Origin of the sequence: Veillonella dispar, from assembly GCF_937975875.1 — a bacterium.
GTDB lineage: Bacteria > Bacillota > Negativicutes > Veillonellales > Veillonellaceae > Veillonella > Veillonella dispar_B.
The window spans coordinates 1-23,365 of the sequence record NZ_CALJSP010000043.1 but is presented as its reverse complement, the minus strand read 5'-3'; the positions used below and the strand labels follow the sequence as shown (position 1 = coordinate 23,365).

Sequence of the window (23,365 nt, the reverse complement as noted above, 5' to 3'; positions counted from 1 at the left end):
CCAGTATAGGAACAAATGAAAGGGTAACAAAATGGCATTTGAAGACGGCAAAAAACTTAAAATTTTCACAGGTAATGCGAATCCTGCATTGGCAAAGGAAATTTGTGATTATTTAGGTTTGCCTTTAGGTGAAGCATTTGTAGGTCGCTTTAACAATGGCGAAGTACAAATTATGATTGATGAAAGCGTACGTGGCAAAGATGTATTTATCATTCAACCAACTAGCTATCCTGTAAACGACAATTTGATGGAATTAATGGTTATGGCTGATGCGTTGAAACGCGCTTCTGCACGCCATATTACTGCTGTAGTACCTTACTATGGCTATGCTCGCCAAGACCGTAAGACTCGAGGCCGTGAACCAATCACAGCAAAATTAGTAGCAAACTTGATGCAAACTTCTGGTATTACACGTCTTGTAACAATCGACTTGCATGCAGGTCAAATTCAAGGCTTCTTTGATGTGCCAGTAGATCATTTATATGGTGCTTCTATTTTGGCTAAATACATTAATGAAAAAAATCTTGAAGATGTGATTGTTGTATCTCCAGACCTTGGCGGTGTAACTCGTGCTCGTGATTTGGCTGACCGCATCGGTGCGCCAATCGCAATTATCGAGAAAAAACGTCCTGAACCAGGCGTAGCTAAAGTTATGAACCTTATTGGCGATGTAAAAGGTAAAAACTGCATCATCGTTGACGATATTGTAGATACAGCAGGTTCCCTTGTAGAAGGCGCTAAAGCATTAGAAGAATTTGGTGCAAAATCTGTTATGGCTGCTGTTACCCATGCTGTATTAACAGATCCAGCAAGTGAACGCATTGCAAACTCTAACATTAAAGAGCTTATCGTAACAAACACAATGCCATTACCAGAAAATTGCAAATTAGACAATGTAACGCAATTATCTGTAGCTCCATTATTGGGCGAAGCAATTATGCGTATCTTTCATGAAGTTTCAGTAAGTAATTTATTTGATAAATAATAGGTGATTCTTGAAATTAGTAGTAGGCCTTGGTAATCCAGGCAAGCAATATGAAGCGACAAAACATAATATTGGATTTATGGTTATCGATGCCATTGCCGATAGCGTACCTCACACGCCTTGGAGAGAGGAACAACGTGCAGAGGTGTGCAGTATTACTGTAGATGGTGAGAAGGTATTGCTTGTAAAGCCACAAACATTTATGAATGCCAGTGGTGAATCTGTCGGTCCGTTGATGCGGTATTATAAGATTGACCCATCTGACGTGTATTGCATTTATGATGATATGGATTTACCGGTAGGCAAATTACGTATTCGACCAAATGGTAGTTCTGGTGGTCATAATGGGATTAAATCTTTAATCTCCCATATAGGCACAGAAAACTTTCCACGTTTCCGCGTAGGCATTGGCCGTCCGTTGCCACAATGGACTGTCATTGATCATGTGTTAGCACCATTTAGTGAAGAATCACAAGAGAAGGTACAAAAAGGTATCAAGGATACTGTGAAAGCAGTCTTAGGTACTTTAGAGGTGGGCATCGATAAAGGGATGAATCAATTCAATCCTAAGCGTCGTCCACAGCGATAAATAACATGCATAAGGGCATGAGTCTCATTGAGATTCATGCCTTTTTTACGAGGTATATATGAGTAATCAAGAAAGAATGCCTTTTGTAGAGGCCTTAGAATCATATAAAAAACAACATTTTGTGCCTTTTCATACACCAGGCCATAAGATTGGTGTAGAAGCACCTCAACTACTAAAAGACTGGATGAGACCGGCACTACCATATGACCTAGGTGTTATGTATGCCTTAGATGATTTACATGAACCGGAAGGAGAATTAAAAGAGGCTCAGGACTTAACAGCCCAGTTATATGGAGCTGATCATTGTTGGTTCTCCATTAATGGTACTACTGCTTTGATTGAAGCGATGATTATGGGCACTGTAGGTCCTGATGAAACCATTATCATTCCTCGAGAAGCACATCGTTCCGTTATTAGTGGCTTAGTGTTATCTGGCGCCAAGCCGGTCTATATGGATTGTCAATTTGATGAGCGTTGGGGTATTCCTTTAGGTGTATCGTTAGATGATGTCGTTAAAACCATGGATGCACATCCAGAAGCAAAGGCTATCCTCTTGGTGTATCCAAACTATTATGGTGTAGGTGTCGATATTGTAAATATTGTGAAAGAAGCGCATAAACGAGGTATGATTGTTCTTGTTGATGAAGCGCACGGCCCTCATTTACCATTTTCAAATACATTACCTATTGAGGCCATTGCAGCAGGTGCAGACTTAGTGGCACAGAGCACGCATAAATCGGTAGGCTCATTAACACAAACATCATGGCTATTAGGGCAAGGTGAAAGAATTAATAAACGTCGCATTACACAAATGCATCAAATGTTACAAAGTACAAGTCCAAATTATATTTTTCTTGCTTCCTTAGATATGGCGCGTCATCAATTGGCTACAGTAGGTGAAGACCTCGTTAGTCGAACCGTGGAATTGAGCTTATATTTACGTAGTGAATTACATAAGATTTCCGGTATTACTACTATGGAATACAGAGACATAGAAGATCGAGTGGTAAACTATGACTGTACCAAGGTACTCATCGATGCTAAAGAACTAGGTCTTACAGGTGTTGCATTTGAATGGATGTTACGAGAACATCGTATTGAGGTGGAGTTAGTACAAGCTCATCATGTACTAGTACTCATTACCATTGGCGATACAAAAGAGTCAATAACTGCTCTTATTCAAGCAGTACGGTCTATCAGCGATACGGTGTTAAGTACATCTCATGAATCAAATGATACGAAGGATGAGAATTTGCAAAACCTTAGCAAAGATTCAGCTTTATTGCCTGAGCCTATTGTAAGAGTAACGCCTCGTAATGCTATGTATGCCAATCGGGAGCAAGTACGGTTACAAGACGCACTTCATCGTATAGCAGGAGAGACAATTGCTTATTATCCTCCAGGGATTCCTTGTGTAGCAGTAGGTGAAGTGATTAGTGAGTCTGTGTTACAATATATAGAGAATCGTAAGGCTCTAGGTTATGTACCGAATGGGGCTGATGATATGACATTGGAAACAATTTGGGTGTTACAGGAGTAATTATGGGGACTTTAATCATACTAGAAGGTGGAGATGGCAGCGGTAAGGCTACACAAACTAAACTATTAGTAGAGCGATTAACCAAGGAAGGTCATGCAGTTAAATCTGTAAGCTTTCCGAATTATGATAGCGGTGCTGCTATGCCTATAAAAATGTATCTAGCTGGAGAATTTGGCAAAGATGTGCATGATGTAAATCCTTATGTGGCAAGCTCCATGTACGCTATCGATCGCTTTGCTTCCTTTAGAACTGATTGGGAAGAGTTCTATACAAATGGGGGCATCATCATTGCAGATCGTTATACGACATCTAATATGGTGCACCAAATGGTAAAATACGACGATCAGAAGGAACGTACTGCATTTTTAGATTGGCTTGAAGACTTTGAGTTTAATAAATTTGGCTTGCCTACACCTGATGCAGTATGTCTCTTAGATATGCCTCTTGAAGTGAGTGAAGCCCTTATGGCAGAGCGCACTGGTAAAACGGGAGGTAATACAGGGGATATTCATGAAGGAAATCATCAGTATTTAGTAGCTGTTCACGATGCTTATGAAGAGCTAGTAGAACGCTATCAATGGCACCGTATTCCTTGTGCTATTAAAGATGGTGCTAGTCAATATGGGTTACGTACCATAGAAGATATTCATAACGATGTATATCAAGCAGTAGTAAATCTACTACCTTAGGATAGGGCGACTCTTTTAAAAGTCGCCTTTTTCTTATATAATATTAATATTGAGCATGTATTGATAGGAGGGGCTATGACATATTTTGATTCTATAATTGGTCAAGATTCGATCAAGGCACACCTATCGGAACTTGTAAGTCGTAATGCATTACCGCATAGCCTTTTATTTTATGGTGAAGCAGGTCTTGGCAAGCTAGATATGGCCATAGGTCTAGCGTCTCTATTGTTGGGACGCCAAGTATTTTCTCAACCAAAGGGAGAAGCGTATTTAGCAGATGTAAAAGAAGCACGTCTTGCCAATGGTGAGACGGAAAAACGCATCGAAGCAGAAGGTTTACCTATCTATATGGATAAGGGAGATGCCTTTTGGATTCGCCCTATGAAGACGACACTAAAAGTAGAGCAGTGGTATTCATTATTGCAAGATTATCTGTCAGTAGCGGGGAATGGTAACCGCGTTGTCATTGTGGAGGACTTTCACACGGCTAATGCAGTCATGGCAAATGCTATGCTAAAAACCATTGAAGAACCACCTGAGCAGGTATATTTCATTATTATTACGAACAAGATTAATACTGTATTGCCAACCATCATTTCAAGATGTATGGGTGTAGGATTTAACAGTGTTGATATAGATACGATTCGCACAGCCCTCGTAGAGCGTGGCATCACTGGTGATATTGAACAAGCTTTATTGGCGGGTCATGGTAATCCGCAGTTAGTAGAAAAATTGGCTACGCAAGGTCGCATTGAAATGCTTGAGTTAGCCGTTAAGGTAATGGACATACTTGCCTTTGAAACGCGCTGGTTTTCTATGATTTCTTTAGCTTGTGAAAGTTTGCCTCGTGAAAGCCTAACAGAATTGATGCACTGGTTGCGCCTTGTAAGTAGAGATATGATGGCTCTTAAGATGGGTGCACAAGATGGACAATTACAAGTACCTATGTACAAAACTCAATTATTACGATTATTACCGCGCTGGTCTATGCAAGCTTTGAATAAGGTGATTACTGAAACATTGCAAGCAGAACGGGCTTTGCGTTTACATATAAAAACCGCTCTCGTGGTGGACGGTCTTTGTATCGCCCTTCATGATGCTCGGGAGGAGGACTAAATGCTAACCATAGTTGGCGTACGCTTTAAAAAGGCAGGGAAGATTTACTATTTTCTGCCTGAACAATTAGAACTATCCGTTGGTGATGGGGTTATCGTTGAGACGGCACGTGGCGTCGAATACGGTACTGTTGTGATCGGACCTAAAGAGGTCTTTGAAGACACTGTTGTAGCTCCTGTTAAGCCTGTTATTAGAAAGGCAACACCAAAAGATTTAAAACAAATCGAGAAGAATAAAGAGCGCGAAGAAAAAGCCTTTGAAATTTGTCTCGAAAAAATTGGTAAACGTAAGTTACCTATGAAACTTATCAATGTGGAATACACATTTGATATGAATAAAATTATATTCTTCTTTACAGCGGATGGTCGTATCGACTTCCGTGAGCTTGTTAAGGATTTAGCCACCGTATTTAGAACACGTATTGAGTTACGCCAAGTAGGCGTTCGAGATGAGGCTAAGGTTCTAAATGGTATCGGCGCTTGTGGTCGACCTTTATGTTGCTCTAATTTCTTAGGTGACTTCACACCCGTATCAATTCGTATGGCTAAGGATCAAAATTTGAGTCTGAATCCTACAAAAATCTCTGGTGTATGCGGTCGTTTAATGTGCTGTCTTAACTATGAAGATGATTTATATAAAAAGGGTGGCGACCTATATGTGAAAAAGGAACGCCCTCAAGCTCCTCAAGATGTAGCACCTCCTGGAATTGGTAAAGAGGTCGTTACCGATGAAGGTATTGGTAAGGTCTTAAAGGTAAATCACCATAAACATACTGTGAAGGTACAGCTTGAAGCGGGTCGCACTATCGATTTAAAATGGTCCGAGGTGGCATTGCCTGATGAATGATCAAGAACGACTTGATGATTTAATTATAGATGGCTTACAGATTTATCAACGGACGGATATGTTTCGTTTTTCCTTTGATGCCATTGCACTCATTCACTTTTGCCGTTTCAATGGTCGTCATTCCTATGTTGACCTTGGTACGGGAACAGGTGTTATGCCACTTATAGGCACGTCCTTAGGGGCAGGCCATATAACGGGCATTGATATTAACGAAACCCTTATCGAGTTAGCTCAGCGCAGTGTTGAGCATAATGACAAAGGTCGTACAGTATCTATGTTGTGCGGCGATTATCGCCATATGTCGTATCGAGATATCCAAGATAAGCCTTTTGACGGCGTTATTGTAAATCCCCCTTTTTATGATTGTGAAAGCGGTGCAAAGCCTACATCTGAAGAACGGGCCTTGGCACTTTATGATGAACATACCTCATTAGAAGATGTTTTGAAGGCTGTACAATCTTTTATTAAGTACAAAGGGCGCTTGTGGATGATTTATAGTGCTAGTCGCTTACAATATGTGCTACATGAACTGGAAGCAGCCAACTTTCAAGCTAAGCGCATTCGGTTTATCCACGGTATGGTAGATAAGCCGGCAAAACTTGTGCTAATAGAGGCTCTCTATCAAGGCCAGCCTGGCCTTGTATTAGAACCACCACTCATCGTTTATGAGAAACCAAATGTGTACACAAAGGAGGTGTCCTCTTGGTATGAACGATAATGAATGGGGCACCTTATACTTGGTGCCTACACCGATTGGTAATTTAGAAGATATGACGTATCGTGCAGTTCGTATCTTGGGCGAAGTAGATGCTATCGCTGCTGAAGATACGCGTCATACGGGTATATTATTAAAACATTTTGATATTAAGAAGCCTTTGATTTCGTATCATGAACATAATAAGGAAGAAAAGGGTACTTATATTATGGAGCTTTTATTAGAAGGCCAGTCCATTGCTTGCGTTAGTGATGCGGGTATGCCTGCTATATCTGATCCAGGGGCTGACCTAGTAACGAAGGCTATTGAAAAAGACATAACGGTAGTACCATTGCCTGGTGCTAATGCGGCACTGACCGCACTTATTGCATCTGGCTTAGATACTAAATCCTTTACTTTTGCAGGTTTCTTACCGAAGCGGGGTAAACATCGAGTTGAAGAATTACAACGACTTTCACAAGTAACGGGCACCTTGATGTTTTATGAAGCACCCCACCGATTGCAAGAGGTCTTACAAGATATGTATGAAGCCTTTGGGAATCGATCCATAACGGTGGCAAGGGAATTGACGAAGAAGTTTGAAACCTTTGTGCGCACCGATTTGGAAAACCTTGTAAATGATTTGGATCAGCTCACCTATAAAGGGGAATTTGTTCTCATCGTAGGTGGCGTTGATACGATTGAGTCCGATACTAGTGAAGTTTCGGATGAACCAGTATCGTATGTAGATGCTGTACAAGCCCTTGTAGATACAGGGATACCTAAGAAAGAAGCAATTCGCCAGGTGGCAAAACGTTTTAACGTTTCCCGCCGGAATGTATATAATATTGTAGAACGTTAAACCTTCCCATTCGAAGGTTAGAAGGAGACTCATCATGGGAGACACAAAAAAAACGTATTATATTACGACACCAATTTATTATCCAAGTGCTAAGTTGCACATTGGTCATACCTATTGTACATCTGTAGCCGATACAATTGCGCGCTTTAAACGCTTAGCTGGCTATGATGTGCGTTTTTTAACTGGTTCTGATGAACACGGTCAAAAAATTCAACGCGCTGCAGAAGCACAAGGTATTACACCTCTTGAATATACTACAAATATCGTAAACGGCTTTAAAGCATTGTGGGAAAAAATGCATATTTCCAACGATGACTTCATTCGTACTACTGATGAACGCCATGAGAAGGTAGTACAAGAGCTTTTCACTAAAGCGTATGAAAAAGGCGATATTTACAAGGCTGAGTATGAAGGTTGGTATTGTACACCTTGTGAAACATTCTGGACTGAGCAAAAGCTAGGTGAAAATCATACATGCCCAGATTGTGGTCGTCCTGTAGAGAAGGTTAAAGAGGAAAGCTACTTCTTTAAACTCGCTAAATATACAGATCAATGGTTGAAATTTATCGAAGAAAACCCTGATTTTATTCAACCTGAATCTCGTCGTAACGAGATGATCCAATTCGTAAAACAAGGCCTTGAAGACTTAGCTGTATCTCGTACATCCTTTGACTGGGGTATCAAGGTACCATTTGATCCTAAACATGTCGTATATGTTTGGTTCGATGCGTTAGTAAACTATATTAGTGCCCTTTCTCCATTTGATGGTGATGGTGAATTATATAAAAAATACTGGCCAGCAGATCTTCATTTAGTAGGTAAGGAAATCGTACGTTTCCATACAATTATTTGGCCTATGATGCTCATGAGTCTTGAGTTGCCATTACCTAAAAAGGTATTTGGCCACGGTTGGATGATTGTTGACGGCACAAAAATGAGTAAATCTTTAGGTAATGTTATCGATCCTATTCCATTGATCGATACATATGGGGCAGATTCCTTGCGTTACTATTTATTGAGTGAAATTACGCTCGGTAATGATGGTAACTTTACATTGCCTAACTTTGTTACAAAAATCAATGCGGACTTATCTAATGACTTAGGTAATTTGTTGAACCGTACCATTGCGATGATTGAAAAATACCATGGTGGTGTGATTACAAAATGCGATGATATGGACGATTTGGATCGTGATGTATCCACATTAGCCGTTCAAACTGCAAAAGATTTTGAAGCGGCTATGGAAAATATGGAGCTTAATAAAGCGATTAAATCCGTATGGGCCTTTATTGGTCGCATGAATAAATACATTGATGAAACAATGCCTTGGGTATTGGCTAAATCTGAAGATGCTCATGATAAAGCGCGCTTGCAATCTGCTATGTATCACTTGGCAGAAGCATTGCGTATCATTGCAATCATAGTAAGCCCTGTCATCCCTGTAGGTGCTCCAAAAATCTGGGACCAATTAGGACTTGTAGGCTTTACAGATGCTACTCTTGAGGATGCAAAAGTCTGGGGCTTAATTCCAACAGGTACAAAAGTTGTAAAAGGTGATCCTATTTATCCACGTTTTGAAATTCCTGAAATGGTAGAAGTTGTTGTGGAAGAGAAGATTGAAGAAGCTGTAGACACATCTAATATTCCACCATTAAAAGAAAATATTACGTACGATGATTTTGAAAAATTAGATCTTCGTGTAGCAAAAGTTGTAAGCTGTGAAAAGGTTCCTAAGTCCAAGAAATTATTGAAATTTGTATTGGATATCGGTATTGAAGAACGCACAGTATTAAGCGGTATTTCTCAATATTATGAACCAGAAGCTATGGTTGGTAAAAAGGTAATTTACTTGGCTAACTTGGCGCCTAAAAAGATGATGGGCATTGAGTCTTATGGCATGATTTTGTCCGCATCTGATTGGGAAGAACATTTAGAGGTAACAAATATCGAATCTTTACCAGCAGGAAGTGTGGTTAAATAATGAAACTCTTTGATTCACATGCTCATGTAAATGACGGTCGTTTTGACAACGACCGCAATGAGACGTTACAAGCTTGCTTTGATGCAGGCGTAGAATACATTATGATTCCAGGTGTTGATCGAGGTACTGTTGAATCAGGCCTAGCTTTAGCGGAGCAGTATGACCGTTTATATGCCGCTGTAGGTACACATCCTCATGAGTCTAAAGATTTTACAGAAGAAGACTATGAGTTCTATAAGGATCAAGCTCTTAATAATGATAAGGTACGTGCTATTGGTGAAATTGGCTTAGATTATTACTATGATTTTTCTGACCGTGAAACACAGAAACGCGTATTCATTCGTCAACTAGAGCTTGCTCGTGAAGTAGATTTACCAATTATCATTCATGACCGTGATGCACATGGTGATATTATGAATATCTTGCGCAATGAGGGGAAGGATAATTGGGGTATTTTCCACTGCTATTCTGGTAGCTGGGAAATGGCAAAAGAAGCTATTAAATTAGGATTCTACATATCCTTTGCGGGCCCCGTAGTATTCCCTAAATCTACAAATCTTAAAGAAGTGGCTAAACAAGTACCGTTAGATCGAATTCTTATTGAAACAGATTCCCCATATTTGACACCACCACCATTTAGAGGCCGTCGCAATGACCCAAGCAAGACTCAGTTTGTAGCAGAGGAAATTGCTGGACTAAAAGGTATGGATGTAGATGAGTTCTGTGAGATTACCTATAATAATGGTAAACGTGTATTTGGTATTGAATAATTTTGATGTTAGTCAACATAAATGCTGGTAAATAAAATATTGTAAACGTCTAATGGCATTGTTCTAATTCTTAGGATATCTATTCAGAATCATTAGAATCATACATTATGAAACGCGATTCTCCCTTAGCGGTGAGAATCGCGTTTTTCTATGGTATACTAAAGTATATTCATACTGAACTATAGTAAGTCGAGGTTAGTAGCATGAAACGTATTGCATTTATAGATTTAGGATCCAACTCCGTTCGTTTTGTCATTTATGAGATTTCTAAGACCGGTAGTTATCGTCTCATATATCAAGAAAAAGAGAGTGTCCGCTTAAGTGAAAATATGTGGGGCACTCATGAGTTAACAAATGAGGCAATGGAGCGCTCTCTGCGTGCTTTAAAAGGCTTTGTTCATATGGCTGACGCTATGGAGGTAGATACCATAAAAGCTGTTGCTACGGCTGCAGTACGTCTAGCTAAAAATGGGGATGCTTTTATTAAAGCCGTAAAAGAACGAACAGGTCTAGATTTAGAATGTATTGCTGGTGAAGAAGAGGCGCGCCTTGGATTCCTTGGGGTTATCAATACGATTGGCCTTAAAGATTTTATTATTTTTGACTTAGGCGGTGCTAGTACAGAGGTAACGCTAGTAAAAAATCGACATATTGTGAAAGCTGTTAGTCTACCTATAGGGGCACTTACCTTAACTGGAACCTATCAAAAGGGCGATGAGTATACCCCTAAAGAACTAGAAAAAATGACGAAGGCTGTAAAGAAAACCATTAAGGAACATTATTGGCTTCATAATGTGAAGCTTCCTCTATTAGGTATTGGCGGTACAGCTCGTAATATTGCAAAAATAGATCAACGTAAGTTATCATATCCCATTACGAAACTACATAACTATGAGTTACCATATCATAGATTTCACGAAATCTTAGAAGATGTAAAAGGTAAATCCTTAGAGGCCCGTAAAAAAATTAGTGGCTTATCATCGGAACGCGCAGATATTATTATTGCAGGACTCACCATAGTGGATGAGCTGTTTAACTATGTAAATGCTAAGACCCTTGTTGTAGGCGGTTGTGGTTTGCGTGAAGGTTTATTCTACGATTATTACGGTGAGTACTATTTAGGCGGAAATTCTATAATCGATGATATTCTAGTTCATTCTGCAGAGAATGTACTATTAGGTATGACAAAGCATGAGCTCGTGCATGCTAAGTATATTACGAAATTAGCTACTACTTTATATGATGCATTAGAGCCACTCCATAAGGCCGATAAGAATTTTAGACGATGTTTGATTGCAGCGGGACTGTTGCATGATATAGGTAAACGAGTTAATTATTATAGTCATGCTCATCATGGCTGCTATATGCTCGTCAATAGTAATTTATATGGGATTTCTCATGTTGAACAGGCGTTTAGTGCATTCTTAGTCATGAATTCTCATGGATTGACGCCAAAGGAATATAAGAATTTCTTATATGGTAAATTGTTAGATCAAGAACAACGCTCATTAGGTCAAAAGCTTTCTATTATTTTAGCGATTGCAGAGGCTCTTGATGAAAGCCATGAACAATTTATCAAACAGTTAGAGGTAAATATTAAATACACTAGTGTAGTCATAAAAGTGTTCTATTTAGAAGGACGCGATGTGAGTGTCACTAGAACGGCGGTAGAAAAACTTTCAAAATCATTTAAAAAAGAATTCAAGAAATCCTTAGAAATAGAATGGCATGAATCTCGTAAGGAGGCATAATGGCATTACCAAAAACATTACGATATGCAGTACTACATGTGGGATCCAGTAGCATGAGTATTACCATATTAGAATATAAAGGCATAGATGATGTACGTGTTATAGATTATGCGGCGCGGGAGGTAACCTTTGGGGAAGAATTATTTCAAACATCTCGCTTGAGCTTTAAAACAATTGAAGAAATCTGTCATATTTTAAAAGGTTATAAGCAATTAATGGCAGATTATGGCGTGAGTCGTTCTAAACTATATGGTACGACCGTAATACGCGAAGCCGCTAATCGTCGTAGTATTCTAGATCAAATCTATATTCAAACGGGGATGCGCGTTGAGGTCATCGATATGCCGAAAGAGGTATATTACAAATATGCTTTGCTATATTACAAGATGACGCATCAATATAAACTGACAGATCCTACTAAGGCAACATTATTCTTGGATATTACATCTGGTGGGGTAGGCTTAACGGTTTGGCGTGGTGAGAATTTATTGTTCCAACGCAATATGCATAGTGGGTCCTTACGGGTTATGGAGTCATTTAATCGAAATCAACGATCTTCCATATCATTCCCAAGGGCTATTACAGAATACTTACATCGTATGATTGGCCCCCTTCGTGAAGAATTACAAACTTTCAATATTAATAGTATCGTCTTATCTGGTGATGAGGCGCAATATATGACTCATTTAATGGGACAAGAAAATAATAAAGAAGACATTATTACTATTGAGCCAGAACGATTTAAAGGGCTTATCAATTCTTTTGACGGTGTGACAGCTACCAAGTTGATGAATCGTTATAAATTACCTGAATATAAGGCCAATATTTTAATGCCTACCATGATTTTATTTAATGAAATCATTACGGCCATAGAACCTAAATCATTAATTTTCAGTAGCTTTTCATTCTCTCAAGGCATTAGTTGGTTCTACGGTGTGGAAACCGAGAATAATCCGTTTATGTATCAATTGCGCGAACAAAATGCACAGTTAGCGCGTGCTGTTGCTGCAAGATATCATACAGACCGAATTCATGATGCCGAGGTAGAGCGATTTAGCTCCTTATTCTGTAAAGCATTGCGACATAAAGGTTTACCAGAACGGTGGGGCTATCTATGTCGTATTGCAGCCATTCTTTGTTCTGTAGGCAAGTTCGTTAATTTACGAAATCATGGAGAGCATGCGTATCATATTGTAATGGGGACAGATATATTTGGCCTTTCAGAAGAAGAAAAACAAGTAGTTGCTAATGTTGTGTATTACCACTACAAGGGAACTCCAAATGATGACGACGCATATTTCAATGCATTAACAGAATTACAAAAAATTCAAGTTACCAAGCTGGTAGCCATCATTCGGGTTGCTTGTGCACTCGATGCAGGTAGTAACCAAAAAATCTCTGAAGTAACATTAGAAGAACGAGATAATGTACTTTATGTATTCTGTCGTACTAATGAGGATATTTCATTAGAATGGTGGACCTTTGACCGTGATTCGGAATATTTTACAGAGATATTTGGTATGGAAATTGTACTAGTAAGGGGAGGGGATCGTCATGTTCAGTAATGCAAAGTATTATTTTAACCGTGAATTATCTTGGTTAAAGTTTAATCAGCGCGTTTTATTAGAGTCTATTGATACTAATACTCCTTTATTAGAACGACTTCGATTTATTGCTATTGCTAGCTCTAATTTAGATGAGTTCTTTATGATTCGTGTGGCTGGGTTACGTCATCAAGTGGTTAATGGTATTGTTAAGTACGATGCGGCTCATATGGATGCTAAGGCACAGTTAAAGGCTATTGATGAGTCTGTACAGCGCCTCGTATCGATGCAAAGTACATATTTAAAGAATGTATTGTGTGAATTAGAATCTCATGGATTTTATTTTACCTATCCAGATCAGTTAGACGTAAAATCAAAGGCTTGGTTACGGCACTATTTTGAAGAACATATCTACCCGGTTGTAACACCTCTAGCCGTTGACTCTGGACATCCATTTCCATTTTTAACAAACCATACTATTAATGCCATTGTACGTATTTTTCAAGTATTGCCAGATGGTACAAAAGATTATAAAATCGCAATCTTACCAATTCCGTCTGTACTAAATCGTATCATTGAAATACCAAGCCGTAGCAATAAGGAACATCGCTTTGTATATTTGGAGGATGTGATTACATATTATGCTATTCAATTCTTCCAAGGTTATGGTATAGAAGATTTTATGGTGTTCCGTATAACTCGTGATGCGGATTTAGAAATTGATGAAGAAGAAGCAACAGATTTGCTTTCTGAGGTAGAAGCATCTTTGCGTCGTCGACGTCGTGGTGATGCGGTACGATTAGAGGTTTGTGGTGATGTAAAGGATAATCTGTTAGACTTTGTACTCACCAGCGTTGAATTAGAGCCAAAGGATGTATACCGTATAGATGGTCATCTTGATTGTCGTATGTATTTTGATTTCTGTAACTATCCAGGTCTAGATCATCTTCGTTATGCTCCATTTGAACCTAAACTTCCTAGTGAATTAGTAGATCATGAAGGGGAAAGTCTATTCTCTGTTATTGGAAAGCAAGACTTATTTGTTCACCATCCCTTTGAGTCTTTTGCGGTGGTAGAACAATTTATAGCACAAGCAGCTACGGATCCAGATGTATTGGCTATTAAACAAACATTATATCGCGTCAGTGGCGATTCGCCTATTATAGCTTCACTTATAAAAGCGGCTGATAATGGCAAGCAAGTAACCGTACTTATGGAGGTTAAAGCACGGTTTGATGAAGAAAATAATATTCATATGGCACGCCGTCTAGAAAAGGCTGGCTGCCATGTTATTTATGGCTTGAAAGGACTTAAAACTCACTCCAAGATTACCATGGTTGTTCGCAGGGAAGATGCGGGTATTAGGCGTTATGTTCACCTAGCTTCAGGTAACTATAATGGCAAGACAGCACGAATGTATACGGACTGTGGCATATTCACATGTAATGATGAATATGGCGACGATGCATCTCGCTTCTTCAATTTAATTTCTGGTTATTCCGATCCTCCAATTTGGAATAAATTTATTGTAGCCCCTTTAAATTTGCGGGAAAAGATAATGGAATTGATTGACCGTGAAATCGAATTCGCAAAACAGGGAGAAGAGGCATATATCATTGGCAAAATGAATTCCTTGCTCGATAAAGAAGTCATTGCTAAACTATATGAAGCTTCTGCTGCAGGTGTTCGTATTGATCTTATCGTTCGTGGTATCTGTACACTACGGCCTGGCATTGCAGGTGTTAGTGATAATATAACGGTTCGTTCCGTCGTAGGGCGTTTCTTAGAACATCATCGTTTATTCTATTTCCATAATGGGGGGAATGAAAGTCTATTCCTATCTAGTGCAGACTGGATGCCGAGAAATTTAAATGAACGTGTAGAACTTATGATTCCTATTGAAGATAAACGGCATAAGGAGCGCGTTAAAGGTATTTTAGATTTATATTTAGAAGATACCTTAAAAGCTCATATTATGAGAGCAGATGGCTCGTATCGTAAAATTAATGATAGAGAACATCCAATTTCTGCTCAAGAGGAACTTATGAAAGAAGCTATTGCTCGAGAACACAAGGAATCGATGACCGTCATTGAGCGTTTACAACCAATGTTTAAGATGAATAAATGATGAAATTCACACATAGTGTTGAATGATGAATTTTAATACATTTATATAATACTGAAAAAGCCTGTTTTTACAGGCTTTTTTACATGTATACATATTTAAAAATGAGATAAAAATGAAGTTTTCTGATATGTAGAAAATTTTGGTAACAATTGAAAAACACATAAAAATACAATTTATGTTATAAAAAATTCTAGCATACTATATATGGTAGTGGTATCGTATATATGTACACAATTCGGAATATATTGTATAGTATTAAAAAATATAGATATGTACGTATGCAGTGGACTTTTTGTAAAAAAATAGAAAATTATATTAATGAAAAGTCAGAATTTACATAGGTTTATCTCCTATTGTTAACCTTTGGTGTTTGACAGGTTATATCTATCTGTAGTAGAATAATTACATTACAGGAGGGATTACAATATGAGAATTCATAAGACACACAAACGATATATTTCGTCTGTTGTTGCTGGATTGATTGTAACAGCTGTAACTATGACAGGTTTTTCTTATAATGATAAAACCGTTACCGTTATGGTAGATGGTGCAGCACACACTGTTAGAACACATTTAAATTCTAACGAAGGTATCGTACGCGATGCTGGGGTTAAATTAAATCCAAATGATAAAGTTATTTCCAGCTCAACATCTGTTCAAAATGGTACAACATTAACTGTTGTACGTGCCATTCCAGTTTATGTAACTGTTAATGGTAAGACTAGAGCTGTTTTCACAACAGAAACAACTGCACAAGGCGTTGCTAATGAACTTGGTTTCAAAATGCCTAACTACGCTGTAGTAGGCGATGCAAATGGTTCTGTATTAAGTGGTACACATATTACTATTGCACAAGTAACTAGTCGATCCTTGTCTACTGTAGATCAAGAAATTGCTATTCAAGTAATTCGACAAAAAGATGATACAATGGCACAAGGTGAAGAAGAGGTTGTTCAAGTTGGTCAACCTGGTTTAGAACGAGTGCAACGTGAAACATTATATAGTAATGGTACGGTTATTAAGACTAATGACGTATCTAAAGTAATACAACGCGAAATGGTACCTACTATTATTAAAGAAGGTACTCGTGAAGTGACTACATCTCGTAATATTGCTGGTCGCTCATCTCGTGCTATCGTAATGGAAGCTTCTGCTTACCTTGCTGGCGATGGTGATGGTGCTGGTATTACGGCAACGGGTGTACCTGCAGTACGCGGTATTGCAGCGGTTGACCCAGATGTTATTCCATTGGGTACACGTTTATTTATCCCTGGTTACGGTGAAGCTATTGCTGCCGATACAGGCGGTGCCATTGTGGGTAACAAAATTGACCTTGTAATGGACTCTTATGGTGAGGCTATGGACTTTGGTCGCCAAGACGTTACAGTGTACGTATTGGACTAATATGATGATTTAGAGGGTATATCTATAAGATATATCCTTTTTTTTATTGGACCTACTTAGCTCAGTAAGTGAGTAATCACAATAGATATAGTAAAAGGACGCCTTATGATTAAGGCGTCCTTTTTTAGTCTTCGATATATGGAATTAGATATTCGTACTTTGTACCTTTTAATTCATCTTTAGGGATAAATCGTAAAGATGATCCATTGATACAGTAGCGCAATGAACCATTAGGGCCATCTTCAAATACATGGCCTAAATGGGCATTACCAATGCGGCTGCGAACTTCAATCCGATTCATGCCATGAGAGTCATCTTGATAGTATTTAATAACATCCTTTGCGATTGGCTTTGTGAAGCTAGGCCAACCACAGTGAGATTCAAATTTATGGGCGGACACGAAGAGGGGTTCTCCTGTAGTGATATCTACGTACAGTCCTGGTTTGAATTCATCAGTTAAATCATGGCTGAACGGCGCATCGGTAGCAGAGTTCTGTGTAACTTCGAACTCCTGTGGAGACAAAGCCTTGAGCTCTTCCTTAGAAGGTTTATTATAGGCGTTATCATCTACAAGTGGTTCATCAGATAGGCCTAGTGGAATATGACAATAACCAGTAGGGTTTTTATTTAAGTAATCTTGGTGATATTCCTCTGCAGAATAGTAATTAGATAGAGGTAATACTTCAATAGCAAAGGGCTTTCCTTCGAAGGATTGCGCACGAGCTAAAGTACTTTCAATAATAGCCTTATCGGCTTTATCTATATAGTAAATACCAGTTCGGTATTGAATGCCTACGTCGCCACCTTGTTTATTAATGCTGAATGGATCGATAGCGCGTAAGAAGTATTGAATTAAGTGATCTAAGGAAAGTACATCTGCATCGTATGTAACCTTTAGTGCTTCCACGTGACCGCTATCATGACAGACATCTTCATAACTTGGATTTTCCGTAGGACCATTTGCATAGCCTACTTCAGTGGAAATCACGCCAGAGATTTTTCTGATATACCCTTGAAGGCCCCAGAAACAACCGCCGCCTAAATATATAGTATGTTCGTTCATTTAATCACCCCAAACTTCATGAGCTATTTCTTTTACTAATGCAAGTTTAGCCCATTGTTGCTCTTCGGTCAATTGGTTGCCGATTTCACAAGATGCAAAGCCACATTGAGGGGATAGGCAAAGTCTATCGAGTGGAATATATTTTGTAGCTTCTTTAATACGTTCTTTGATAACCTCTTTATCCTCTAATTCTGGACGTTTAGATGTAATAAGACCTAATACGACCTTTTTATTAGGAGACACTTCACGCAATGGTTCAAAGCCACCAGAGCGGTCATCATCAAATTCTAGATAGTATGCATCTACATTTTCTTTAGCGAATAGAATTGGTGCAACTGGTTCATAACCACCACTAGCAGCCCAAGTAGAGTTATAATTACCACGGCATACATGCGTTGTGAACGCCAAATCATGAGGCCGACCTTCAAGTGCTAAGTTGTTTAAGCGTAGGTACTTAGCTGTTTCGCCTTCAATAGTAATACTTTTATCTTTTTGGCGACCAGTCCAGTAAGCGTGGTCACAGCACATACCCCAAGTGCAATCATCAAATTGGATGTTGCGGCAACCTGCTTCATAGAGGTCTTTAATTACTTGACGGTATGCAGCAGCAATGTCTTGAATTAATTCTTCTAAATCAGGGTAGAAGGAGCGTGTTGTGATACCATTATCTTCGCGGAATAATTCAGCTAAGAATTGGGATGGCGCAGGAATTGTTTGACGAGCTGTAGTATGTTCATCTTCAAATTGTTTTATAAATTTGAAATGTTCTACAAATGGATGGTTAGTACCTGTAATTTTACCAGTAAGGGCGAGGGAGCCTGGCGCTGTTTCTTGACCAACGAATTTGTAACCGTGTTCAAGTTCAATTTCTTTTACGCCATTGAATCCCCACATAAAATCTAAGTGCCAGTATGCACGGCGGAATTCACCATCAGTAATAACAGGAAGACCTGCAGCTTTTTGTTTTTGAATGAGGTCTGTAATAAGACGATCTTCAACAGCTGTTAGCTCTTCTCTTGTAATATTTCCTTTTGTAAAAGCTTCACGAGCTTCTTTTAATTCTGCTGGGCGTAGGAAGGAACCTACGATATCAAAATGGAATGGTGCTAATTGTTTGGACATAAATAAAATCCTCCTTATATAAACGGTAAAACCGATAAATTCGATAGGTTTATTATAACTAAGGATGAGCATATATAAAAATATCAATATATTGATGTTGTATATAGTTTTAAGTTATATCAGAGGGTTATTTTTGTGCTTCAGTTATATCGAGATGTAAAAGTAATATAGTATCAACTCAGTTGTGGCATATCTTATTCTATCTTATGCTTTTCTTTGGTTTAGTTGTTAGCAGTTAGATTTCCTACATATATTAAAAAGCACTCTCTAAATGAACTGCACCCCAAAAATTGGACACAATTTTTCGAGGTACAGTTCAAAATCGAGAGTGCTTTTATTTAAAGTTACACTATTATGTAGAGTAGTTGAACTATAATCAAGAATCCTACAATATTATTCTTTTGTTTCAGGTAGTTTAATATGTCTACCGTAGTTGCCTACATACTGTTCTAAGGCTTGAATATATTCTTGCCCTAAACGACTGCGATGCATTTTGTTATTGGTAATGTAACCGATATGCATCAAACCTTCTTCGGCGAGAGGAACAGAGATAATATTCTCTCCGTTTACTTCTTCATCGATAACACCACTAGATACGGTATATCCATCTAGACCAAGCAATAAACTAAAGAGGGAAGCTCTATCGCGTACACGAATATGTTTTGGTCGTACAACGGTACTAAAAATTTCTTCAGAGAAATAGAAAGAGTTGTGATCGCCTTGCTCAAAGGAGATATATGGATATTCCTCTAATTCGTCCATAGATACAACCTTTTTATTAGCTAGTGGATGGTTTTTGCCTATGAAAATATGTGGGTGTGCAGTAAATAACTCTGTAAATGTTAATTCATTAGTGTGAATTAATTTCTCTAGTACAGGTCTATTAAAATCATTATAATAGAGCAATCCAATCTCACTCTTCATATGAGCTACGTCATCAATAATCTCATAGGTTTGAGTTTCTCGTAAGGATACATCATATTGATCGATGCCTGCGCCTTTTAAAAGCTCTACAAAGGCGTTAACCGCAAAGGAGTAATGTTGCGTAGAAACAGAGAATTGTTTTTTACCACCGCTTTGGCTTTTATATTGCTCTTCCAATAAAGCGGCTTGCTCTAGTACTTGGCGTGCATAGCCGAGGAAACGTTCCCCTTCTTTAGAAACAGTAATCCCTTTATTGGTACGGTCGAAAATGGTAATGCCCATTTCCTTTTCCAATTCCTTAATAGCCTTTGTTAGACTTGGTTGAGACACGAAGAGTCTCTTAGCAGCTTCACTAATACTGCCTATATTTGCAATTGTTGTGACATACTTTAATTGTTGTAAGGTCATAATGGCCTCCTTTTATATATTACACTACTTATACTACTCGATTATAAGTATTTAAGCAATGTTATATATATGTTACAATGTACTAATAGAATAAAGGAGGACCTATGCTTAAACAAGTCATCGTAGTAGAAGGAAAATCTGATATACAACGTATTGCACAAGCCGTAGAAGCAGACTGTATTGCTACAGAGGGTTTTACACTTCGTAAAGGTGTTATTGATATGATTCGTGTAGCTTATGAAAAGCGAGGTATTATCATATTAACCGATCCTGATACAGCAGGGGAGAGAATTCGTCGTGTATTAACAAAAAAATTCCCTAATGCACAGCATGCTTTTGTCCCTCGTGATGAAGCGTTTGCAAATGATGATATTGGCATAGAACAAGCATCTCCAGAATCCATTAGAAAGGCTTTATCCACATTACATGTAGAATCCTTGGAATCATCTAACGAATTTTCTATGGTAGATCTAGTTCGTCATGGGTTATCAGGTATGCCTGATAGTGCTGCTCGCCGTGCGGTTATTGGGGCTAAGTTAGGCATTGGTTATGGCAATGGGAAACAGTTTTTATACCGTTTAAATCACTATGGTATAAGTCGAGATGCTTTTGAAGAGGCTGTAAATAGTTAAAATAGGAGTTAAGATGTTAGAATCAGTAATTGCAAGCCCTGAAGTAGTACATTATATATGTAAACGCTTCGATATTAAAATGAGTAAGAAATTAGGGCAGAACTTTCTTATTAAGAGAGGTATTGTAGACGAAATTGTACATGCTGCGGAATTGACACCTGGTGAACCTGTACTAGAGGTAGGTCCTGGTATTGGCACATTGACACAGGGGTTAGCACAAAGTGGTGCTGATGTAACGGCCATTGAGTTAGACCGTCGCTTATTAGAGGTTCTAGATACTACATTGGCTTCCTATGACAATGTACGTATTGTCCATGGGGATGTGTTGAAACTCGATGTGCCAACCATTATGAACCATAAACCATTTAAAGTGGTTGCTAATTTGCCATACTATATTACAACACCTATTATTATGTCTCTATTGGAAAGTAAATTACCCATAGAACGCCTTGTTGTAATGGTGCAAAAAGAGGTGGCCTTGCGTATGGTGGCTAAGCCAGGTACAAAGGATTATGGTGCATTGTCTGTAGCTGTACAGTACTATACTGAGCCTGATATTGTACTTGATGTACCGCCTAAATCTTTCTTACCGGCTCCAGCTGTAACGAGCTCTGTTATTCGTTGTGTATTGCGTGACAAGCCTCCTGTTGATGTTATTGATGAGAAACTATTCTTCCGGGTTGTGAAAGCTGGTTTTGCGCAACGACGGAAAACATTTGCTAATACAATGAAAACAACGGGCTTATCAAAAGATAGAATCGAAGAGTTATTAGCAAAAGCAAATATCGATGGTCAACGAAGAGGGGAGACTTTTACCCTTCAAGAGTTTGCTGATGTAGCCAATGCATGGGCGGCCTTAATTAAATAGGATAATGTAAAAAGAGCTCATTAGATTGATACCATATCATTCTAATGAGCTCTTTTCATAAAAAAAAGGACCCGAATGGGTCCTTTTTATTTAGTAAAGAATGCCAGCCATTGTTGTAATTAGGAAAGCATTAGCAAAGTCGATTAAGAATGCACCTACCAAGGAAACTACAAGCCATGCACGAGGGGATGGACCATGTTTACTTGCTAAGGATAACATATTAACCAATGCATTTGGTGTAGCACCTAAGCCGAAGCCGATGGCACCAGAACCAAGCATAACTGCATCGTAGTTGCGACCAAATAGGAAGTAGATAAGGTATGCAAATACACAGATAAGTACCATTTGTGCAACTAAGATTGTAATAAGAGGTAAAGCAAGATCGATTAATTGAACTAGTTTCAAGCTATTGATAGCCATAGTTACGAATAGAGATAATGCTACATTGGATACTGCATCAAGAGCTGCATCGTTGATTTTGTAAGCTTTAGTGAAGTCACCGAAGTTACGGATTACAGCTGCACAAATCATTGCACCGATATATGCAGGTAGTGGAGTTAAGATAGACAAACCAGCACTTACGATAGTACCGATACCTAAAGCAAGGCCAATCCACATACAGATTGTTAAAAGGTCTTGGGAATTGAATTGTTTGCCACCACTTTCAACGTGATCTTCGATCATGTCAATGCCTTCATCTTCCATTAACTCTGGGTTTTCGTAAGGTGTTTTAACTTTGTGCATTTTAATAATGCGTTCACCTACAGGAGCACCGAGAATTGTACCAGCTACCATGCCGAATGTTGCGGCTGCAACCGCTGCGGATGCTGTACCAGGGATACCAAGCAATTGTTCATAATATGGACCGAAGGCGCCAGCAGTACCAAGACCACCAATCATGGATACGGAACCAGCCATAATACCGATGATTGGTTCAATACCTAAAGCTTTAGCAATCATAATACCTGCTGTATTTTGTACAACAATCCATACTGCACAAGCGAGGAAGAAGAAGATAATGAAGATACCGCCTTTTTTGAGGACTTTCAAAGAAGCCATCAAACCGATAGTGGTAAAGAAGGCAAGCATTAAGAATGTTTGTAGGGAACCTTCAAAGGTAATGTTCAAAATCTTGTAGTAAGAAAGAATAGCAGTTAAGAATGCGAATGGCAAAGCCCCTACAGCTGGTGCAGGCATACACATACGTTGTAAGAACTTGGAATGTTTGTTAATCCAAGTACCAATGAATAACGTGATTACAGCGAGGCCTACAGTTTGGATCATGGACAGTTTCAATGTCCATACATCGTTGACTAACGCTAAGTCAATAAGTGGCATAAAATCACTCCTTTAAAATAAAAAATAAAACTTATATTTTATGGTATCATGAATGGTAACTTCTTCTTAAAAAGAGAAATGTTTAAAGATGGCACAGATTAGGCTTAAGAA

General features: G+C 38.7%; 20 protein-coding genes. 16 read left to right on the top strand and 4 right to left on the bottom strand.

What is annotated here, in order from left to right; genetic code table 11:
- The first annotated feature begins 31 nt into the window (after window positions 1-31).
- The 14 genes from Q7P05_RS02245 to Q7P05_RS02180 all read left to right on the top strand — a co-directional run bounded on the left by Q7P05_RS02245 (window position 32) and on the right by Q7P05_RS02180 (window position 16,899).
- Entirely contained in the window at window positions 32-985 is a 954-nt protein-coding gene (locus Q7P05_RS02245; RefSeq protein ID WP_005387130.1) for a ribose-phosphate pyrophosphokinase, read from the top strand.
- 10 nt (window positions 986-995) lie between these two features.
- Window positions 996-1,574 (top strand): aminoacyl-tRNA hydrolase, encoded by a 579-nt coding sequence (pth, locus tag Q7P05_RS02240; RefSeq protein WP_303930234.1) that lies wholly within the window; start codon window positions 996-998, stop codon window positions 1,572-1,574.
- A gap of 58 nt (window positions 1,575-1,632) precedes the next feature.
- Window positions 1,633-3,114, top strand: a complete 1,482-nt coding sequence (locus Q7P05_RS02235) for an aminotransferase class I/II-fold pyridoxal phosphate-dependent enzyme (RefSeq protein ID WP_303930233.1) — start codon at window positions 1,633-1,635, stop codon at window positions 3,112-3,114.
- Between the two features lie 2 nt (window positions 3,115-3,116).
- Window positions 3,117-3,803: a thymidylate kinase gene (locus tag Q7P05_RS02230; protein WP_303930232.1), complete on the top strand. Its 687-nt coding sequence runs from the start codon at window positions 3,117-3,119 to the stop codon at window positions 3,801-3,803.
- Window positions 3,804-3,878: 75 nt separating this feature from the next.
- Complete coding sequence (locus Q7P05_RS02225; protein WP_303930231.1) at window positions 3,879-4,919, top strand: DNA polymerase III subunit delta'; 1,041 nt, start codon at window positions 3,879-3,881, stop codon at window positions 4,917-4,919.
- Entirely contained in the window at window positions 4,920-5,765 is an 846-nt protein-coding gene (locus Q7P05_RS02220) for a stage 0 sporulation family protein (RefSeq protein WP_119206858.1), read from the top strand.
- Window positions 5,758-6,483, top strand: coding sequence for a tRNA1(Val) (adenine(37)-N6)-methyltransferase (locus Q7P05_RS02215; protein ID WP_303930230.1), 726 nt, complete (start codon window positions 5,758-5,760; stop codon window positions 6,481-6,483). The genes Q7P05_RS02220 and Q7P05_RS02215 overlap by 8 nt, the downstream gene beginning before the upstream one ends.
- Entirely contained in the window at window positions 6,473-7,321 is an 849-nt protein-coding gene (rsmI, locus tag Q7P05_RS02210) for a 16S rRNA (cytidine(1402)-2'-O)-methyltransferase (protein WP_303930229.1), read from the top strand. The genes Q7P05_RS02215 and rsmI overlap by 11 nt, the downstream gene beginning before the upstream one ends.
- 34 nt (window positions 7,322-7,355) lie before the next feature.
- Window positions 7,356-9,302 (top strand): methionine--tRNA ligase, encoded by a 1,947-nt coding sequence (gene metG / locus Q7P05_RS02205; protein WP_303930228.1) that lies wholly within the window; start codon window positions 7,356-7,358, stop codon window positions 9,300-9,302.
- Complete coding sequence (locus Q7P05_RS02200; protein ID WP_295804922.1) at window positions 9,302-10,072, top strand: TatD family hydrolase; 771 nt, start codon at window positions 9,302-9,304, stop codon at window positions 10,070-10,072. Before metG ends, Q7P05_RS02200 begins: the two co-directional genes overlap by 1 nt.
- A 203-nt stretch (window positions 10,073-10,275) precedes the next feature.
- Window positions 10,276-11,823, top strand: a complete 1,548-nt coding sequence (ppx, locus tag Q7P05_RS02195; protein ID WP_303930227.1) for an exopolyphosphatase — start codon at window positions 10,276-10,278, stop codon at window positions 11,821-11,823.
- Window positions 11,823-13,388, top strand: coding sequence for a Ppx/GppA phosphatase family protein (locus Q7P05_RS02190; RefSeq protein WP_227721489.1), 1,566 nt, complete (start codon window positions 11,823-11,825; stop codon window positions 13,386-13,388). The genes ppx and Q7P05_RS02190 overlap by 1 nt, the downstream gene beginning before the upstream one ends.
- Window positions 13,378-15,495 (top strand): polyphosphate kinase 1, encoded by a 2,118-nt coding sequence (ppk1, locus tag Q7P05_RS02185; RefSeq protein WP_303930226.1) that lies wholly within the window; start codon window positions 13,378-13,380, stop codon window positions 15,493-15,495. The genes Q7P05_RS02190 and ppk1 overlap by 11 nt, the downstream gene beginning before the upstream one ends.
- 426 nt (window positions 15,496-15,921) lie before the next feature.
- Window positions 15,922-16,899 carry a 3D domain-containing protein gene (locus Q7P05_RS02180; protein ID WP_295819211.1) on the top strand — a complete coding sequence of 326 codons (978 nt, stop codon included), beginning with the start codon at window positions 15,922-15,924 and terminating at the stop codon, window positions 16,897-16,899.
- 124 nt (window positions 16,900-17,023) lie between these two features.
- Here the strand turns inward: Q7P05_RS02180 and msrB are convergent, their stop codons facing one another.
- From msrB to Q7P05_RS02165, 3 genes are all read right to left on the bottom strand, one after another.
- A complete protein-coding gene (msrB, locus tag Q7P05_RS02175; protein WP_303930225.1) occupies window positions 17,024-17,962 on the bottom strand; it encodes a peptide-methionine (R)-S-oxide reductase MsrB in 939 nt (312 codons plus the stop codon).
- Entirely contained in the window at window positions 17,963-19,084 is a 1,122-nt protein-coding gene (locus Q7P05_RS02170) for a 5-methyltetrahydropteroyltriglutamate--homocysteine S-methyltransferase (protein WP_303930223.1), read from the bottom strand.
- 393 nt (window positions 19,085-19,477) lie between these two features.
- Entirely contained in the window at window positions 19,478-20,416 is a 939-nt protein-coding gene (locus Q7P05_RS02165) for a LysR family transcriptional regulator (RefSeq protein WP_227721494.1), read from the bottom strand.
- 104 nt (window positions 20,417-20,520) lie between these two features.
- On the opposite strand from Q7P05_RS02165, the gene rnmV reads away from it, so the two are divergent.
- Together rnmV and rsmA are read left to right on the top strand one after the other, a co-directional pair.
- Entirely contained in the window at window positions 20,521-21,048 is a 528-nt protein-coding gene (rnmV, locus tag Q7P05_RS02160; RefSeq protein WP_119207310.1) for a ribonuclease M5, read from the top strand.
- 13 nt (window positions 21,049-21,061) lie between these two features.
- A complete protein-coding gene (gene rsmA / locus Q7P05_RS02155; protein ID WP_005387099.1) occupies window positions 21,062-21,916 on the top strand; it encodes a 16S rRNA (adenine(1518)-N(6)/adenine(1519)-N(6))-dimethyltransferase RsmA in 855 nt (284 codons plus the stop codon).
- Window positions 21,917-22,006: 90 nt separating this feature from the next.
- On the opposite strand, the gene Q7P05_RS02150 is transcribed toward rsmA, so the two are convergent.
- The gene (locus tag Q7P05_RS02150) at window positions 22,007-23,254 is read right to left on the bottom strand and encodes a sodium/glutamate symporter (RefSeq protein WP_005387098.1); all 1,248 of its coding nucleotides are present in this window, start codon (window positions 23,252-23,254) and stop codon (window positions 22,007-22,009) included.
- Window positions 23,255-23,365 lie beyond the last annotated feature (111 nt).

Coding starts and splice junctions, on each gene's coding strand:
- Q7P05_RS02245 (WP_005387130.1), top strand. CDS start 32: ATGGCATTTGAAGACGGCAAAAAACTTAAAATTTTCACAGGTAATGCG.
- Q7P05_RS02235 (WP_303930233.1), top strand. CDS start 1,633: ATGAGTAATCAAGAAAGAATGCCTTTTGTAGAGGCCTTAGAATCATAT.
- Q7P05_RS02230 (WP_303930232.1), top strand. CDS start 3,117: ATGGGGACTTTAATCATACTAGAAGGTGGAGATGGCAGCGGTAAGGCT.
- Q7P05_RS02225 (WP_303930231.1), top strand. CDS start 3,879: ATGACATATTTTGATTCTATAATTGGTCAAGATTCGATCAAGGCACAC.
- Q7P05_RS02220 (WP_119206858.1), top strand. CDS start 4,920: ATGCTAACCATAGTTGGCGTACGCTTTAAAAAGGCAGGGAAGATTTAC.
- Q7P05_RS02215 (WP_303930230.1), top strand. CDS start 5,758: ATGAATGATCAAGAACGACTTGATGATTTAATTATAGATGGCTTACAG.
- rsmI (WP_303930229.1), top strand. CDS start 6,473: ATGAACGATAATGAATGGGGCACCTTATACTTGGTGCCTACACCGATT.
- metG (WP_303930228.1), top strand. CDS start 7,356: ATGGGAGACACAAAAAAAACGTATTATATTACGACACCAATTTATTAT.
- Q7P05_RS02200 (WP_295804922.1), top strand. CDS start 9,302: ATGAAACTCTTTGATTCACATGCTCATGTAAATGACGGTCGTTTTGAC.
- ppx (WP_303930227.1), top strand. CDS start 10,276: ATGAAACGTATTGCATTTATAGATTTAGGATCCAACTCCGTTCGTTTT.
- Q7P05_RS02190 (WP_227721489.1), top strand. CDS start 11,823: ATGGCATTACCAAAAACATTACGATATGCAGTACTACATGTGGGATCC.
- ppk1 (WP_303930226.1), top strand. CDS start 13,378: ATGTTCAGTAATGCAAAGTATTATTTTAACCGTGAATTATCTTGGTTA.
- Q7P05_RS02180 (WP_295819211.1), top strand. CDS start 15,922: ATGAGAATTCATAAGACACACAAACGATATATTTCGTCTGTTGTTGCT.
- msrB (WP_303930225.1), bottom strand. CDS start 17,962: ATGAACGAACATACTATATATTTAGGCGGCGGTTGTTTCTGGGGCCTT.
- Q7P05_RS02170 (WP_303930223.1), bottom strand. CDS start 19,084: ATGTCCAAACAATTAGCACCATTCCATTTTGATATCGTAGGTTCCTTC.
- Q7P05_RS02165 (WP_227721494.1), bottom strand. CDS start 20,416: ATGACCTTACAACAATTAAAGTATGTCACAACAATTGCAAATATAGGC.
- rnmV (WP_119207310.1), top strand. CDS start 20,521: ATGCTTAAACAAGTCATCGTAGTAGAAGGAAAATCTGATATACAACGT.
- rsmA (WP_005387099.1), top strand. CDS start 21,062: ATGTTAGAATCAGTAATTGCAAGCCCTGAAGTAGTACATTATATATGT.
- Q7P05_RS02150 (WP_005387098.1), bottom strand. CDS start 23,254: ATGCCACTTATTGACTTAGCGTTAGTCAACGATGTATGGACATTGAAA.